This window comes from Amycolatopsis sp. TNS106, assembly GCF_019330265.1.
Lineage (GTDB): Bacteria > Actinomycetota > Actinomycetes > Mycobacteriales > Pseudonocardiaceae > Amycolatopsis > Amycolatopsis lurida.
This window is the reverse complement of record NZ_CP024972.1, coordinates 3,515,979-3,529,847: the sequence shown is the minus strand read 5'-3', so window position 1 is coordinate 3,529,847 and position 13,869 is coordinate 3,515,979. Positions and strand designations below refer to the sequence as shown.

The window sequence follows — 13,869 nt, the reverse complement described above, 5'->3', positions numbered from 1 at the left end:
GCTAATCGCGCGGAGGAGCGGGGTCGTCCCGCTTCGAGAGGTCCCGGATCAGCGAAACGATCTCCCGGCTCACCGGCCGCAGTACCCGCAGCCGCGAGAGCCCCACCAGCCGCGCGATCAGCGGGACCGTCCGCTCCACCAGGAGCCGGCTGCGTTTCTGGCCCTGCGAGCGGTCGTGGACCCAGAACAGCACGACCCCCATCTGGTACAGCCACAGCAGATCGGGCAGGTCGTCGCGCAGGTCCGGGTCGAGTTTGGCGTCGGAGTCGGCGATGACGTCGCGCATCAGGCCGACGGAGGCGTCCCGCGCGGGTGAAGACTCTTCGCTGAACGGGCTCAGCGGCGAGTCCGGGTCGGCGGCGTTGACGAAGAACTGGGTGCCGAAGCGGTGGTACGGCTCGGCGACGTCGAGCCAGGTGAGCAGGACGGTCCTGAGCCGGGCGCTGAAGTCCCGCTCACCCGCGATCGACTCGCGCGCGGTCGTCAGGTGCGCGTTGGCGATCTCGTCGTAGAAACCTTGGATCAGCTGGTCTTTCGAGGCGAAGTAGTAGTAGGCGTTTCCGACCGACACGCCCGCTTCGGCGGCGATGGCCCGCATCGTCGTGCGGTCGTAGCCGTTCTCGGCGAACAACCGCAACGCCGTCGCCACGATCAGTGACTTGGTTTCCGCACTCTTCGCCACCACTGCACGGTATCCGGTCAGGGCGCGGGGTGTGGAGCGGGCGCCGGGTAGCCGGGGTAGGGCGGCGGGACCGGCGCGGGCCGCTCGGCCGCGTGGTTGAGGTGCTTGCGCCGGATCCCGTTGAACACCAGCACGTTCCCGACGTGCATCACGCCGAGCACGAGTGCCACGGTGCCGACCTTGACCGACAGCATCTCGAAGACGTCGCGCGCGTCGAGGACGGTGTCGTCGCTGGTCAGGAACAGGGTCACGAAACCCAGGCTGACCAGGTAGAACCCGACGACGAGCAGTTGGTTGACCGAATGCGCCAGTGCTTGTTTGTCCTGGAAGACGTCTTCCAGGAACGTCTTGCCGTGCCTGCTCAGCGTGCGGGCGACCAGCACGGTCAGGGGGACGGTGATGACCAGGTAGAGCGCGTAGGCCACGACTACGGGTTGCATGGGGACCTCCTTTTGAACGTGTTCAAGAAGAACCGTAGCCCAGATTTTGAACGCGTTCAAGAGATGCTGTTCATCTGAAGCTCACCCGTGCGGCCGCACGGAGTGCGTAAGGTCGCTACGACTCTGGGAGGTAAGACCGTGAAACGCATCGCCGCCGCGCTCACATCGGGCGCCGTGCTGGCCGGGACGCTGCTGGCCGCCGCACCGGCGGAAGCCGCCGTCGGGCAGAACATCCGCTTCGCGACGTTCAACGCTTCGCTCAACCGCGGAGCCGCCGGTCAGCTGGTGACCGATCTGTCGCAGCCGGGCAACGCGCAGGCCGGTGAGGTCGCCGAGGTGATCCAGCGCAACCGGCCGGACGTGCTGCTGATCAACGAGTTCGACTACGTGCCCGGCAACCGCGCCGCGGACCTGTTCCGCGAGAACTACCTCGCGCACGGCCAGAACGGCGCGGCGCCGATCGACTACCCGTACGCGTTCACCGCGCCGTCGAACACCGGTGTCGCGACCGGTTTCGACCTCGACCGCAACGGCCAGGTCGGCGGCGGCAACGACGCGCACGGCTTCGGCCTCTTCGAAGGCCAATACGGCATGCTCGTGCTGTCCAAGTACCCGATCGACACCGGGAACGCGCGGACGTTCCAGAAGTTCCTCTGGAAGGACATGCCGGGCGCGCTGCTCCCGGACGACCCCGCCACCGCGGCGCCGAACGACTGGTACTCGCCGCAGGCGCTCGACGTGCTGCGCCTGTCGTCGAAGTCCCATTGGGACGTTCCGATCCGGGTCGGCCGCTCGACCGTGCACTTCCTGGCCTCGCATCCGACGCCGCCCACCTTCGACGGCCCCGAAGACCGCAACGGCACCCGCAACCACGACGAGATCCGCTTCTGGGCGGACTACGTGACCCCGGGCAAGGGCCGCTACATCCGCGACGACAACGGCCGCCGCGGCGGGCTGGGCGCGCACGAGAAGTTCGTCATCGCCGGCGACCAGAACTCCGACCCGCTCGACGGCGACAGCGTTCCCGGCGCCATCTCCCGTCTGCTGAACGCCCCGCGCGTCATCGAAACCCGGCCGGGCAGCGAAGGCGGTGTGCGGGCCGCGCAGGACCAGGCCGGCGCCAACATCGGCCAGAAGGGCGACCCGTACTTCGACACCGGCGACTTCAACGACAAGGCGCCGGGAAACCTGAGGATCGACTACGTCCTGCCGTCGAAGGGCCTGTTCCCCTGGCGCGCCGAGGTCTTCTGGCCGCTGCCCGATTCACCCCTGGCCCGGCTCAACGACGCTTCGGACCACCACCTGGTGCGGGTGGACGTGTTCGTCCCGCGCTGGTGACGTTCAGCCGCCGAGCCGGGCGGTGCCCGGGCCGGTGAGCGTGGCCAGCCCGGCGCTGCGCCCGCTCACCGACAGGAGCAGATCGGCGAGCGGGCCCCGGACCTCTTCGGTGCCCGCTCCGCCGGACCATCCGGCGTCGGTGGCGATCAGCTTGAGGTCCTTGCAGCGCTTCTTGGCGCCCCAAAACGGGCTGACCAGCAGGTGCTCCAGCGCCGCGATCACCGGCTTCTCCGGCATGGGCCGGTCGATGCCGAGCGGGCGGGCGACGTCCTGGCCGTGGATGAGGACGTCGGCGAGCGCGTCGACCGGTTTGGCGCCGGGCGAGCGGCGCGCCGATCCGGCGTCCTCGCGGATCTGGGCGACGAGTTCGGCCGGGGTGAACCGCGCGGCGTAGGCGACGGCCTGGTCGACGTTCATCCGATCCCAGTTCCCCTTGGCCTTCACGATGCCGACGAGGGTGTCCTTGAGCCGGTTCCTGGTGGTCTGCGCGAGATGGCCCGCCATCTCGCGGACCGTCCACTCCGGACACAGCGTCCGCGCCGACCAGTCCTTTTCGTCGAGCCCCGCCAGCAAATCCGCGAAGCTCAGCCGTTCGGCCTCGGTCCACGTCAAGATTTCGCCGTCGTCCATCCCGCTCCTCGTCTTCGGCTCACCGTCGTTCGAGCGCCTTGACCGCCTCTTCGGAGGTCTCGATGACGATCGTGTGGTAGCTCTCGATCCGCGAGACGATCGCCTCGCGCGGGCCCGTCAGCCAGGCCTCACTGCCATAGAACTCGCGTTCCTGCCGTTCGTGTTCTTCGAGCGAGCCGAACGCGCGGATGAGGTAGGCCTCTTCGTGTCCGTCCTCGGCGACCAGTGAGCGTCCGAAGTCGACGACCCGCAACCCCGCCCGCTCCAGCAGGGGGATGGACTCTCCGGTCATCACCCGGAGGAATTCCTCGCTGGTCCCCGGCTTCAACCGGTAGGTGCGGAACTCCAGGATCACGGTGGCCTCCCCAGGCATGGCTTCGGCACCGACTCTAGCCTGGGAAGCATGAAGATCGCGATTCTCGACGACTACCAGGAAGTGGCGCTCGGATTCGGGGACTGGGGTTCCCTCGGCGCCGACATCGAGGTGTTCACGAAACCGTTCGCGGATCCCGCCGACGTGGTCGCCCGCCTCCGCGACTTCGAGGTCGTGGTCGCGATGCGCGAGCGCACCCGCTTCCCCGCCGAAGTGCTCGACCGGTTGCCCGCGCTCAAGCTGCTGGTGAGCACCGGCCACCGCAACGCCGCGATCGACGTGGCCGCCGCCCGGCGCAACGGCGTGGTCGTCTGTTCCACCGGGTACATCGCGGCCCCGGCGGCCGAGCACACCTGGGCGCTGATCCTCGCCGCCGCGCGGAACGTGCCGGTCGAGTCGCGGAACATGCGCGAGGGCGGCTGGCAGACCACCGTCGGCACGATCCTCTCCGGCAAGACCCTCGGCCTGCTCGGGCTCGGCAGGCTGGGTGCCGGCGCGGCCAAGATCGGGCAGGCGTTCGGCATGGAGACCATCGCCTGGAGCCAGAACCTGACCCAAGAGAAGGCCGACCCTCACGGGGTGACCGCGGTGTCGAACGACGAACTGTTCGCCCGCGCGGACGTCCTTTCGGTCCACCTGGTGCTCAGCGACCGCAGCCGCGGGCTGGTCGGCGAACGCGAACTCGCCGCGATGAAGCCGACGGCCATGCTGGTCAACACCTCGCGCGGCCCGATCGTGGACGAGGCCGCGCTGGTGGACGCCTTGCGCCGCAAGGAGATCGCGGTCGCCGCACTGGACGTGTACGACGTCGAGCCGCTGCCCGCGGAGCATCCGCTGCGGACGCTGGACAACGTCGTGCTCACCCCGCACATCGGCTACGTCACCCGCGAGACCTACGAGATCTTCTACCGCGACGCGGTCGAGGACATCGCCGCCTTCCAGGCGGGTTCGCCGATCCGGGTCATGGAGTGAGGCCGCGCGGGGCGAGCTGCTACCCGGCCTGCCGCCACGGGGCCCCTCCTTCGGTCAGCCTCGACGGTTGTGCCGGGGCGTGTCGCGGAGCCGAACGCTCACGACCCCAGTTCGGCCAGGACGGCGTCGGTGTAAGGCGGCCACACCTCGGCCGCCCACGGGCCGAAGGCGCGATCGGTGAGCGCGACACAGGCGGCGCCGGCGTCGGGATCGACCCAGAGGAACGTGCCGGACTGCCCGAAGTGGCCGAAGGTCCGCGGCGAGCTCGACGAACCGGTCCAATGTGGACTCTTGTGGTCGCGGATCTCGAAGCCGAGGCCCCAGTCGTTCGGCTTCTGGTGACCGAAGCCGGGAAGGACGCCGGAAAGGCCGGGGAAGACGATGGAAGTCGCCTCGCGCACCGTTTCGGCGGCGATGAGTTTCGGCGCCTGCAGTTCGGCGGCGAACGCGGCCAGGTCGTCCACAGTGGACTCGGCACCCGAAGCGGGGGAGCCGGTCAGCTTGGTCGCCTTCATGCCCAGCGGCTGGAAGAGCGCCTCCGCCTGATAGTCGGCGAAGGGGATGCCGGAATGTTCGGTGAGGGCGTCGGCGAGCTGCTCGAACCCGGCGTTGGAGTACAGGCGCCGGTTGCCCGGCGCGGCCATCGGCTTGTGCTCGTTGAAGGCCAGGCCCGAGGTGTGCGCGAGCAGATGCCGGATCGTGGAGCCCTCCGGCCCGGCGGGGGTGTCGAGTTCGACGACGCCCTCTTCGATGGCGATCAACGCGGCGTAGGCGGTGAGCGGCTTGGTCACCGACGCGAGCCGGTACACCTTCGTCGTGTCGCCGTGCGTGCCCAGCACGTCACCGGCGGCGGTCACCACGGCCGTGGCGGCGTTGTCCACCGGCCACTGTTCGATCCCACGCAGGCTTTCCATGCCTCACACCCTACGAAGCCCGGGCCGGTCGGGGCGGCCCGGGCTTCGCAGAGGCGGGGATCAGGCGTCGAGGTCGGTCGCCACCAGCTCGGCGATGGCGTCGACGGCCGCCTCGGCCCCCTCACCCTCGGCACTGATGATGACCTCGTCACCGAAACCGGCGGCGAGCGTCATCAGGTTCAGCACGCTGCCGGCCGCGACCGGGTCACCGCCCGCCTTGGCGATGTGCACCGCGACGGGCTGCGCCGCGGCCGCCTTGGCGACCGTCGCCGCGGGCCTGGCGTGCAGGCCCACCTTGCTGGCCACGGTGACGCGTTTCTCCGGCATGTTCTTTCCCTTTCGTGCCTTGTGTTCGGTGTGGCTGAAACTACTTGACGGGCTTCGCCGCGGTGGCTTCGAGATCGGCCTCGATCGCGTCGTCCTCGCGGCCCGGGGTCCGCAGGTTCCACTTCTTGATCACGAACCGGAAGATCACGTAGTAGACGACCGCGTAGGCGAGACCGATCGGGATGAGCAGCCAGACGTTGCCGCTCGCCGCCGGCAGACCGCTGTTGAGCGCGAAGTCGATCGCACCGGCGGAGAAGCCGAAGCCGAGGTGGATGTCGAGCGCGTTCACCAGTGCCAGCGACGTACCGGTCAAGACCGCGTGGATCAGGTACAGCGGCCACGCGACGAACATGAACGAGAACTCGATCGGCTCGGTGATACCGGTCAGGAACGAGGTCAGCGCGCCGGCGATCATCACACCGCCGACGATCTTCTTCTGGCTGGGCTTCGCGCTCTGCCAGATCGCCAGCGCCGCGGCGGGGATGGCGAACATGAAGATCGGGAAGAACCCGGTCATGAACGTGCCGCGGGTGGGGTCACCGTTGAAGAACTCGGTCAGGTCGCCACCGTCGAAGATGAACCACACCGGCACGTTCAGCAGCTGGTGCAGACCGACCGGGATCAGCAACCGGTTCAGCACACCGTAGATACCGCCACCGACGACCGGGGCGCCGGTGACCGCCTCGCCCGCGGCCTGGATGCCTTCGTTGACCCAGTGGAAGACCAGGCCCAGCGGCACCGCGAGGACCATCAGCGTCAGGGCGGTGATGATCGGCACGAACCGGCGGCCGCCGAAGAAGGCCAGGTACGGCGGCAGCTTGATGCGATAGAACTTCTGCCACAGCAGCGCGGTGACCAGGCCGACGATCACACCGGCCAGCACACTGTAGGGCCACTTCATCGGGTTGAGCATCAGGCCCGCGGGCTTCTCGGGATTCCAGCCCGGCAGCTCGGAGAACGGTGCGAAGACCTGGAGGACGCTGGTGAACACGAAGAAGCCGACCACGGCGGCCAGCCCGGTCGCGCCATCGCTCTTCCGGGCGAATCCGACGGCGATACCCACCGCGAACAGGAGCGGCAGCCAGCTGAACAGCGAGTTGCCCGCCGCGCCGAGAACCTCGGCCACTTTGTTCCAGCCGAGCCCTTTCTCGCCGAGCAGGTCGGGTTGGCCGAACCTGTTGAGGAGCGCGGCGGCGGGCAGGGCGGCGATGGGGAGCATGAGGCTGCGGCCGAAGCGCTGAAGCCCGGCCAGTCCCTTGCCCTTGCCCTTCGCCCCCTCCGCGGTGGTGGAGCTCATCGGGTACCTCCGTAGTGAGGATGTTGACCGGAATCCGGGGTGTTCCGGTCCAGCTGCATGGTGACCTGGTAGTGATCGCCCCGGTACCAGGAAGTCATGTCTTCGATCGGCTCCCCGTTGACGCTGGAGACCCGGCGGAAGACAAGAAGCGGACTGCCGGCGCGCATGCCGAGCAGGCGTGCCGTTTCGCGGTCCGCGGATTCGGCCCAGACCGTCTGCCACGCGTGGTCCGGGCGCAGGTCGTACGACTGGGCGAGTTGGACGTACAACGATCGGGTGAGATCGAGGTCGAGCAGACCGGGCATCCGGCCGGCGTGATACCAGCCGCGTTCGACCGCCAGCGGCACCCCGTCGGCCCGGCGAAGCCGGACGATGCGGTGTGCCGGGGTCCCCGCGGCCAGGCCGAGCGCATGCGCCGAGGGGGCGGGAGGGACCTCGGTGGAGGTCTTGACGACCTCCGTGGTCGGGGTCATCCCGCGACGGCGCATGTCCTCGGTGAAGGACATCAGGTAGAGCTGCAGTTCCATCCGCCTCGCGGCGGTGAACGTCCCCTTGCCGCGCACCCGCGACAAGAGCCCTTCTTCGACCAGCTTGCCGATCGCCGACCGGACCGTGAGCCTCGACACCTGGTAGGTCTCGGCGAGGTCACGTTCCGAGGGGATGGGTGAGCCGGGGGGTAGCTCACGCTCCACCGTGCGGCGCAGAATCTCCCGCAGCTGGGCGTGCTTGGGCGTCGGTCCGTTGATCACACGGTCGGACGGCGGCAGCTGCGCCGAAGCGCTCATGACGGTCACCGTCCTTTCGGGCCGGTCGGTTGGGGAACCCGTACTCGCGTCTGGTCCGGAAGATTGGTACGTTCCGGTCTAGACCAATGATCCGATGGGGCAGGATGCTCCGTCGCACGAGCGGGTGTCAACCACCGTTACGCGTTCGTGGCCAGGGATCACGTGCGAGTCGGCGAACGGCGTAGTACAGCTGGTTCGCATGTGGGAAACCGACAGGGAACAGGGAGACCGCGATGGCGGATGACAGGGCGGAAAAGATCCTCGCGGGGCTCGGCGGTGCCGAGAACGTCATCGAGGTCGAGGGGTGCATCACCCGGCTTCGCTGTGAGCTCGAAGACGTGAGCCTGCTCGACGAAGCGGCGCTCAAGGCCGCCGGGGCGATGGGCGTCGTCCGCATGGGGGCCGGTGTCCAGGTCATCGTGGGCCCCGAGGCCGACAACATCGCCAGCGAAATCGAGGATCTGCTGTGAGTCTCGAGATCCTCAGCCCGGTGGGCGGTAAGACGACCGCCATGACCGAAGTGCCGGATCCGGTCTTCGCGCAGGCGATGGTCGGCCCCGGCATCGCGGTCCTGCCCTCGGGCGGACGCCAGGACGCGGTCGCCCCGGTGGACGGGACGGTCGTGACCCTGCACCCGCACGCGTTCGTGGTGGCCACCGAAGACGGCCGCGGCGTGCTGGTCCACCTGGGGATCGACACGGTGAAGCAGAAGGGCGAGGGGTTCACCCTCCACGTCGTCAAGGGTGAGGCCGTCCGCGCCGGGCAGCCGGTGGTCGGCTGGGACCCCGACGCGGTCAAGGCCGCGGGCTACTCGCCGATCGTGCCCGTGGTGGCGCTCGACGCGAAGGCGGAAGTCCTCTCCGGACTGCTCACCGGCGGCGACGTCGAAGCGGGCGACGCGATTTTCACCTGGGACAGCTGAAAGCTTGCCGAAAGGGTCCCTTTAGGACGGAATTCCCCTCCTGAAGGGACCCTTTCGTGCGTTTCTCAGGCGGTGACGACCTGGCCGTTCGTGACCTTGACCGCGATCGAGGGCAGCGGCTGGTCCGCGGGCCCCTTTTTGACCGCGCCGGTCGCGGCGTCGAAGATCGAGTTGTGGCACGGACATTTCAGCTCCGCGCCCTCGGGCACGACCGCGCACCCCTGATGCGTGCAGATCGCGCTGAACGCGGCCGCCGTGCCTTCGGCGGTCCTGGTGACGATGACGTCCTTGCCGTCCGCGGTCTTGGCGGCCTTCGCCTTGCCGACCTCGATGTCGGAGAGCGCGGTCAGGGTCTCGCCCGGCGCGGCGGCGGGCGGTGCGGCGGGCGAACCGGACGGCGGGTTGCTGTCGCTTCCGCAGGCCGTGAGGGCCACGGCACCGACGGCCGCGCCGGCGACGGCGGCCCCGGTGGTCAGGACGGTGCGGCGGGAGTGGAGTTCGGCAGTCATGCCCCTACACACGGTCCAGACCGCCATCCGGTTCAATTTCGGCGACCATCGGGTGCCGGATTGAACCGGGAGGCCCGTTTTTCCGTGTTCAAAGGCATAGGGGAACCGAACACGCGGAAAGAGATACGGACATGATCCGGTGGTTGTTGCGGGCGGTCGTGGCGGCGGGCCTGCTCGGCTCGGCATGGGTGCACTACGTCGTATGGCAGGACTGGGCGTCGGAAACGGATGTGGTCGGCCCGCTCTTCCTGGTGAACGTGGTGGCGGGCGTGGTCATCGCGGTCGCCGTCCTGGTCTGGCACCACTGGCTCCCGGCGCTCGCGGCGATCGGCTTCGGTTTGGCGACGCTGGGTGCGTACGTGCTTTCGCTGACCACAGGATTCTTCGGCGTCTCGGAGCGCTTCACCACCCAAGCCGAGCTGTGGGGCCTGATCACCGAAGTGGCTTGCGTGGTCTTCGCGCTCCCGTTGCTCCTGAACCGGGAAAGCACGGATCGGTGAAGGAATACGCGGAGGACCGGCTGATGCGGGCTCTGCACGACGAGCACGCGGCGGCACTCTGGTCCTACGCGCTGCACCTCACCGGCGGCGACCGGGTCCGCGCGGAAGACGTCGTCCAGGAGACGCTGCTGCGGGCCTGGCGCAACGCCAAGGTGCTCGACCAGTCCGAGGGGTCGGCGCGGGGCTGGCTGTTCACCGTGGCGAGACGGATCGCCATCGACGACTGGCGCGCTTCCGAAGCCCATCCCGAGGTGGTGACCGGCCGGCCGCCCGAAACGGCGGTCACCGACGGCACCGAACGCGCCGTCCAGGGCTGGCTGGTCGCCGAAGCCCTCGGCGAGCTCTCGCCACGGCATCGGGACGTCCTCGTCCTGTGTTATTTCCAGGGTTACTCCGTCGCCGACGCTGCGAAACGGCTGGGTGTGGCCGAAGGGACGATCAAGTCGCGGACGCACTACGCGTTGCGGGCGCTGCGGCTGATATTGGAGGAAAGAGGGGTGACTCAATGACCGACCCCTTCGCCACCTACGACGCGGCCTACGTGCTCGGGGCGTTGTCCCCGGAAGACAGGTCCGCCTACGAGAAGCACCTTCGCGTCTGCGACCGGTGCGCGGCATCCGTGCGCGACCTGGCCGGGATCCCCGGGCTGCTCGCCCAGGCCGGTGCACCGGCGCTGCTGGAGGACGAACCGGCGCCCTCGTCGGAGTTGTTGCCGGCCGTGCTCAAACGGGTCCGCCGGGGACGGCGGATCCAACGGGCGATCACCACCACGACGGCCGGGGCCGCCGTCGCCGCCTGCGTGGCGCTCGCGGTCGTCCTGACCGGGCCGGTCGCGGCGGCGGGCGACCCGATGACCCCGCTCGGCGACTACCCGGTGACCGCCGAAGTCGCCATGTCCGCCACGGAGACCGGCACGAAGGTCGACATGACCTGCAGCTACGGCGGCAACCGCACCGGGGACTACATCCTGGTCGCCGTCGGCGCCGACGGCGGCACCAGCGAGCTGGCGTCCTGGCGCGCGATGCCCAAGGACACCGCGCATATCGTGGTCGGCACCGCGATGCGCACCGGGGACATCAAGGCGCTGGAGATCCGCACGCCCTCGGGTCTCCCGCTGCTGCGGATGAACCCCTGATCCCGGTGCCATGACAGGTCTTCGGTGCCGGACGCGGTGCGGATTGCCTTCTGGGCGAAGAAAGTTCTGTCGCGGCTATCCCGTTTCCAAGTCCGTGAAGGCCTCCTTGAGGGACCCAGAGTCCCTCAAGGAGGCCTTCACGGACTGGCGATCGTCACGGGAGCCCAAGGCACCCAGCCACCCGGCCCGACCTGCCGAAAGTGCGTGAAAGTCCCTGTCACGAAAAGAAATCCTTGCCTCACCGAGCGCGACGGGCGCACTCTTGATCTTGTGTTCACGCCGATCGCCTTCGCGGTGGCGGGCGCCGGATCGGCGCTCGCCACGCGCTCCTGCCTGCGCCGGGCGGGAGCGCCGGTCACGGCGTGGGCGGCCGCCATCGCCGCGGCGGCGCTCGTGGCGGTCTGGCTGCGGCACGACGCCGGAGCCTGGCCGTCGTGGTGGCTCGCGGTCCCGGCCGTGCTGACCGTCTTCGCCGTCCCGCTGGCGCTCGCCGACCTGAAGTACCGCCGCCTGCCCGACGTCCTGACCCTGCCCGCGTATCCGGCACTGGCCGCGGCCCTCGCGATCGCCGCGCAGGGGGGAGGGGCGGCCATCGCGTGGCGGGCCGCGCTCGGCGCGCTGGTCTTCGGCGGGGCGCACGCGCTCGTTCACGCGTTGTCGCCACGCTCCCTCGGCGCCGGGGACGTGAAGCTCGCGGGCAGCCTGGGAGCGGTCCTCGCCGCGACGGGCTGGCCGTCGGTCGTGCTCGGCGCCGTCGCCGCCGCGTTGCTGAGCGTGGCGCTCGCGGTGGGCGGGCCCCGGCATCCCACGGTGCCGCACGGGCCGGGTCTCCTGGTCGCGGCGTGGGCGCTCGCCGTCTTCGCCGGACCCGGTCCGGGATAGCCCGGCCTGTACCGGGACAGAGAGGAGGTTGTGACAGGATCTGTCAGGTGTTGCGCTGGATAACCGCAGGGGAATCGCACGGACCCGCCCTCGCCGCCATCCTGGAAGGGATGCCTGCCGGGGTCGAGGTCACCACCGCCGAAGTGGGCGAGCAGCTCGCGCGCCGGAGGCTCGGCTTCGGCCGGAGCCCCCGGATGGGCTTCGAGACCGACCACATCGAGTTCACCGGCGGCGTCCGGCACGGGCTCACCCAGGGTGGCCCCGTCGCGGTCCAGATCGAGAACGCCGAGTGGCCCAAGTGGGAGAAGGTCATGTCGGCCGATCCCGTGCCCGCCGAGGAGTTGGAAGGCCTCGCGCGCAACGAGCCGCTGACGCGTCCCCGGCCCGGCCACGCGGACCTGCCCGGCATGCAGAAGTACGGCTTCCCCGAGGCCCGTCCGGTGCTGGAGCGCGCGAGTGCTCGCGAGACGGCGTCCCGGACGGCGCTCGGCACGGTGGCCCGCGCGTACCTCAAGCAGCTGCTCGGGGTCGAAATCCTCAGCCACGTCGTCTCCATCGGCGGAGCCTCGGCGCCCGAGGGGCCGCTGCCGGTGCCGTCGGACCTTCCGGCCATCGACGAGAGCCCGGTCCGCGCCTTCGGCCAGGAGGGGACCGACGCGATGGTCGCCGAGGTCGACGCCGTGCGGAAGGCGGGTGACACCGTCGGCGGCGTGATCGAGGTCATCGCCTACGGCCTGCCGCCGGGCCTCGGCTCCCACGTCCACTGGGACCGCAGGCTCGACGCCCGTCTCGCCGGCGCGCTCATGGGCGTCCAGGCGATGAAGGGCGTGGAGGTCGGCGACGGCTTCACCACGGCCAAGCGCTGGGGCAGCCAGGCCCACGACGAGATCGACCGCGGCACCGGTCCGGTCGGGGTGACCCGCCGGTCCAACCGCGCGGGCGGCCTCGAAGGCGGTATCACCAACGGCGAGCCGCTGCGCGTGCGCGTCGCCATGAAGCCGATCTCGACCGTCCCCAAAGCACTGTCCACTGTGGATGTCACCACCGGCGAACCCGCGGTGGCCATCCACCAGCGTTCCGACGTCTGCGCGGTCCCCCGGGCCGGGGTCGTGCTTGAGTCGGTGGTCGCGCTGGTGCTCGCGGACGCCGCGCTGGAGAAGTTCGGCGGGGACTCGCTGGCCGAGGGCAAGCGCAACGCCGAGGCCTACCTGAAGGCGCTCGAGGAGCGCTGGTGACTCCTCGCGCGGTGATCATCGGACCGCCGGGCTCGGGCAAGAGCACGGTCGGCCCGGCGCTCGCCGCCCGGCTCGGTGTCGCCTTCCGCGACAGCGACGACGACATCGTCGCCGGCGCGGGCAAGCCCATCACCGACATCTTCGCCGAGGAGGGCGAGCCCGCCTTCCGCGCGCTGGAGGAGGAGATGGTCGCGAAGGCGCTGGCCGAACACGACGGCGTCCTCTCGCTGGGCGGGGGAGCGCCGATCACGCCGGGCACCCGCGAACGCCTCGCCGGGCACACCGTGATCTTCCTCAACGTCGGGATGGCCGCGGGCGTCCAGCGCGCCGGGCTCTCGACCGCACGCCCGCTGCTGGCCGGGGTGAACCCCCGCGCCACCTACAAGGCGCTCCTCGACGCGCGCCTGCCGGTGTACCGCGAGGTGGCCACGTTCGAGATCGAGACCGACCGCCTGACCGCCGATGAGGTCGTCGAGGCCGCCCTCATCGGGCTGCACGAGATCAGCAAGGACCGAGCATGAAACGCACCACCGCCGGCGTACTGCTCGCCGTCGTGGCCCTGACCCTGACCGCGTGCGGCGAGGAGAAGCAGCCTCCCGGCGCGGACGTCGTCCAGACGAGTGCGGCCCCCAGCGCCGCACCGGAGGCGGACGTCGCGGCCGACGTCAAGGTCACCAAGTGCGACAGCGGCAGCTACACCCCGAAGATCACCATCGAGGTCACCAACAGCACCGCGGAAGACGCGCGGTACGCCGTCACCATCGCGATCAAGGACGCCGAGGGCAAGGCCTCCGGTGAGGCGTTGTTCGCGAAGAACCGGATGACGCCCGGCCAGAAGGTGACCGAAGAGATCCCGGGGGACACCCCGGTCAAGGGCAAGATCACCTGCGAGGTCGCGAGGGCCAAGCGGCTTCCGCCGAAGTGAGGG

20 protein-coding genes are annotated in these 13,869 nt (G+C 69.7%); 11 read left to right on the top strand and 9 right to left on the bottom strand.

Annotation, left to right across the window (positions count from 1 at the left end; all coding sequences use genetic code 11):
* Position 1 precedes the first annotated feature (1 nt).
* Together CVV72_RS15635 and CVV72_RS15630 are read right to left on the bottom strand one after the other, a co-directional pair.
* On the bottom strand, positions 2–682 hold the full coding sequence (locus CVV72_RS15635; protein WP_219153102.1) for a TetR/AcrR family transcriptional regulator: 681 nt from the start codon (positions 680–682) through the stop codon (positions 2–4).
* Positions 683–699: 17 nt separating this feature from the next.
* A complete protein-coding gene (locus CVV72_RS15630; RefSeq protein ID WP_219153101.1) occupies positions 700–1,122 on the bottom strand; it encodes a hypothetical protein in 423 nt (140 codons plus the stop codon).
* A gap of 138 nt (positions 1,123–1,260) precedes the next feature.
* Here CVV72_RS15630 and CVV72_RS15625 point away from each other — a divergent pair, with 138 nt between their 5' ends.
* Complete coding sequence (locus CVV72_RS15625) at positions 1,261–2,460, top strand: endonuclease/exonuclease/phosphatase family protein (protein ID WP_219153100.1); 1,200 nt, start codon at positions 1,261–1,263, stop codon at positions 2,458–2,460.
* A 3-nt stretch (positions 2,461–2,463) separates the two neighbouring features.
* On the opposite strand, the gene CVV72_RS15620 is transcribed toward CVV72_RS15625, so the two are convergent.
* Positions 2,464–3,090 (bottom strand): maleylpyruvate isomerase family mycothiol-dependent enzyme, encoded by a 627-nt coding sequence (locus tag CVV72_RS15620; protein WP_219153099.1) that lies wholly within the window; start codon positions 3,088–3,090, stop codon positions 2,464–2,466.
* 19 nt (positions 3,091–3,109) lie between these two features.
* Positions 3,110–3,445 carry an NIPSNAP family protein gene (locus tag CVV72_RS15615; protein ID WP_219153098.1) on the bottom strand — a complete coding sequence of 112 codons (336 nt, stop codon included), beginning with the start codon at positions 3,443–3,445 and terminating at the stop codon, positions 3,110–3,112.
* A gap of 48 nt (positions 3,446–3,493) precedes the next feature.
* Here CVV72_RS15615 and CVV72_RS15610 point away from each other — a divergent pair, with 48 nt between their 5' ends.
* Complete coding sequence (locus tag CVV72_RS15610; RefSeq protein WP_219153097.1) at positions 3,494–4,435, top strand: D-2-hydroxyacid dehydrogenase family protein; 942 nt, start codon at positions 3,494–3,496, stop codon at positions 4,433–4,435.
* Positions 4,436–4,533: 98 nt separating this feature from the next.
* Here the strand turns inward: CVV72_RS15610 and CVV72_RS15605 are convergent, their stop codons facing one another.
* From CVV72_RS15605 to CVV72_RS15590, 4 genes are read right to left on the bottom strand one after another with little or no spacing between them, the layout of a single operon-like run.
* Positions 4,534–5,349 (bottom strand): serine hydrolase, encoded by an 816-nt coding sequence (locus CVV72_RS15605; protein WP_219153096.1) that lies wholly within the window; start codon positions 5,347–5,349, stop codon positions 4,534–4,536.
* Positions 5,350–5,409: 60 nt separating this feature from the next.
* Positions 5,410–5,676: an HPr family phosphocarrier protein gene (locus CVV72_RS15600; protein ID WP_034318300.1), complete on the bottom strand. Its 267-nt coding sequence runs from the start codon at positions 5,674–5,676 to the stop codon at positions 5,410–5,412.
* A 40-nt stretch (positions 5,677–5,716) separates the two neighbouring features.
* Entirely contained in the window at positions 5,717–6,973 is a 1,257-nt protein-coding gene (locus tag CVV72_RS15595) for a PTS transporter subunit EIIC (RefSeq protein ID WP_219153095.1), read from the bottom strand.
* Positions 6,970–7,758, bottom strand: coding sequence for a GntR family transcriptional regulator (locus CVV72_RS15590; protein WP_219153094.1), 789 nt, complete (start codon positions 7,756–7,758; stop codon positions 6,970–6,972). Before CVV72_RS15590 ends, CVV72_RS15595 begins: the two co-directional genes overlap by 4 nt.
* A 233-nt stretch (positions 7,759–7,991) precedes the next feature.
* Between CVV72_RS15590 and CVV72_RS15585 the strand changes: the two genes are divergently transcribed.
* Together CVV72_RS15585 and CVV72_RS15580 are read left to right on the top strand one after the other, a co-directional pair.
* Positions 7,992–8,228 (top strand): glucose PTS transporter subunit EIIB, encoded by a 237-nt coding sequence (locus CVV72_RS15585; RefSeq protein WP_219153093.1) that lies wholly within the window; start codon positions 7,992–7,994, stop codon positions 8,226–8,228.
* Positions 8,225–8,680: a PTS glucose transporter subunit IIA gene (locus CVV72_RS15580; RefSeq protein ID WP_219153092.1), complete on the top strand. Its 456-nt coding sequence runs from the start codon at positions 8,225–8,227 to the stop codon at positions 8,678–8,680. The genes CVV72_RS15585 and CVV72_RS15580 overlap by 4 nt, the downstream gene beginning before the upstream one ends.
* 65 nt (positions 8,681–8,745) lie before the next feature.
* Here CVV72_RS15580 and CVV72_RS15575 read toward each other — a convergent pair whose 3' ends face one another.
* Complete coding sequence (locus CVV72_RS15575; protein ID WP_219153091.1) at positions 8,746–9,189, bottom strand: ubiquinol-cytochrome c reductase iron-sulfur subunit; 444 nt, start codon at positions 9,187–9,189, stop codon at positions 8,746–8,748.
* Positions 9,190–9,320: 131 nt separating this feature from the next.
* Between CVV72_RS15575 and CVV72_RS15570 the strand changes: the two genes are divergently transcribed.
* The 7 genes from CVV72_RS15570 to CVV72_RS15540 all read left to right on the top strand — a co-directional run bounded on the left by CVV72_RS15570 (position 9,321) and on the right by CVV72_RS15540 (position 13,866).
* Positions 9,321–9,689 (top strand): hypothetical protein, encoded by a 369-nt coding sequence (locus CVV72_RS15570; protein WP_125675063.1) that lies wholly within the window; start codon positions 9,321–9,323, stop codon positions 9,687–9,689.
* Positions 9,686–10,198 carry a sigma-70 family RNA polymerase sigma factor gene (locus CVV72_RS15565; RefSeq protein WP_219153090.1) on the top strand — a complete coding sequence of 171 codons (513 nt, stop codon included), beginning with the start codon at positions 9,686–9,688 and terminating at the stop codon, positions 10,196–10,198. Before CVV72_RS15570 ends, CVV72_RS15565 begins: the two co-directional genes overlap by 4 nt.
* Positions 10,195–10,824 carry an anti-sigma factor gene (locus CVV72_RS15560; RefSeq protein ID WP_219153089.1) on the top strand — a complete coding sequence of 210 codons (630 nt, stop codon included), beginning with the start codon at positions 10,195–10,197 and terminating at the stop codon, positions 10,822–10,824. Before CVV72_RS15565 ends, CVV72_RS15560 begins: the two co-directional genes overlap by 4 nt.
* A 270-nt stretch (positions 10,825–11,094) precedes the next feature.
* On the top strand, positions 11,095–11,706 hold the full coding sequence (locus tag CVV72_RS15555) for an A24 family peptidase (RefSeq protein WP_219153088.1): 612 nt from the start codon (positions 11,095–11,097) through the stop codon (positions 11,704–11,706).
* Between the two features lie 47 nt (positions 11,707–11,753).
* Complete coding sequence (aroC, locus tag CVV72_RS15550; protein ID WP_125675055.1) at positions 11,754–12,941, top strand: chorismate synthase; 1,188 nt, start codon at positions 11,754–11,756, stop codon at positions 12,939–12,941.
* Positions 12,938–13,462, top strand: coding sequence for a shikimate kinase (locus tag CVV72_RS15545; protein ID WP_219153087.1), 525 nt, complete (start codon positions 12,938–12,940; stop codon positions 13,460–13,462). The genes aroC and CVV72_RS15545 overlap by 4 nt, the downstream gene beginning before the upstream one ends.
* A complete protein-coding gene (locus CVV72_RS15540; protein WP_219153086.1) occupies positions 13,459–13,866 on the top strand; it encodes a hypothetical protein in 408 nt (135 codons plus the stop codon). Before CVV72_RS15545 ends, CVV72_RS15540 begins: the two co-directional genes overlap by 4 nt.
* The last annotated feature ends 3 nt before the right edge of the window (positions 13,867–13,869 follow it).

Coding starts and splice junctions, on each gene's coding strand:
- CVV72_RS15630 (WP_219153101.1), bottom strand. CDS start 1,122: ATGCAACCCGTAGTCGTGGCCTACGCGCTCTACCTGGTCATCACCGTC.
- CVV72_RS15620 (WP_219153099.1), bottom strand. CDS start 3,090: ATGGACGACGGCGAAATCTTGACGTGGACCGAGGCCGAACGGCTGAGC.
- CVV72_RS15610 (WP_219153097.1), top strand. CDS start 3,494: ATGAAGATCGCGATTCTCGACGACTACCAGGAAGTGGCGCTCGGATTC.
- CVV72_RS15605 (WP_219153096.1), bottom strand. CDS start 5,349: ATGGAAAGCCTGCGTGGGATCGAACAGTGGCCGGTGGACAACGCCGCC.
- CVV72_RS15600 (WP_034318300.1), bottom strand. CDS start 5,676: ATGCCGGAGAAACGCGTCACCGTGGCCAGCAAGGTGGGCCTGCACGCC.
- CVV72_RS15595 (WP_219153095.1), bottom strand. CDS start 6,973: ATGAGCTCCACCACCGCGGAGGGGGCGAAGGGCAAGGGCAAGGGACTG.
- CVV72_RS15590 (WP_219153094.1), bottom strand. CDS start 7,758: ATGAGCGCTTCGGCGCAGCTGCCGCCGTCCGACCGTGTGATCAACGGA.
- CVV72_RS15585 (WP_219153093.1), top strand. CDS start 7,992: ATGGCGGATGACAGGGCGGAAAAGATCCTCGCGGGGCTCGGCGGTGCC.
- CVV72_RS15575 (WP_219153091.1), bottom strand. CDS start 9,189: ATGACTGCCGAACTCCACTCCCGCCGCACCGTCCTGACCACCGGGGCC.
- CVV72_RS15570 (WP_125675063.1), top strand. CDS start 9,321: ATGATCCGGTGGTTGTTGCGGGCGGTCGTGGCGGCGGGCCTGCTCGGC.
- CVV72_RS15560 (WP_219153089.1), top strand. CDS start 10,195: ATGACCGACCCCTTCGCCACCTACGACGCGGCCTACGTGCTCGGGGCG.
- CVV72_RS15540 (WP_219153086.1), top strand. CDS start 13,459: ATGAAACGCACCACCGCCGGCGTACTGCTCGCCGTCGTGGCCCTGACC.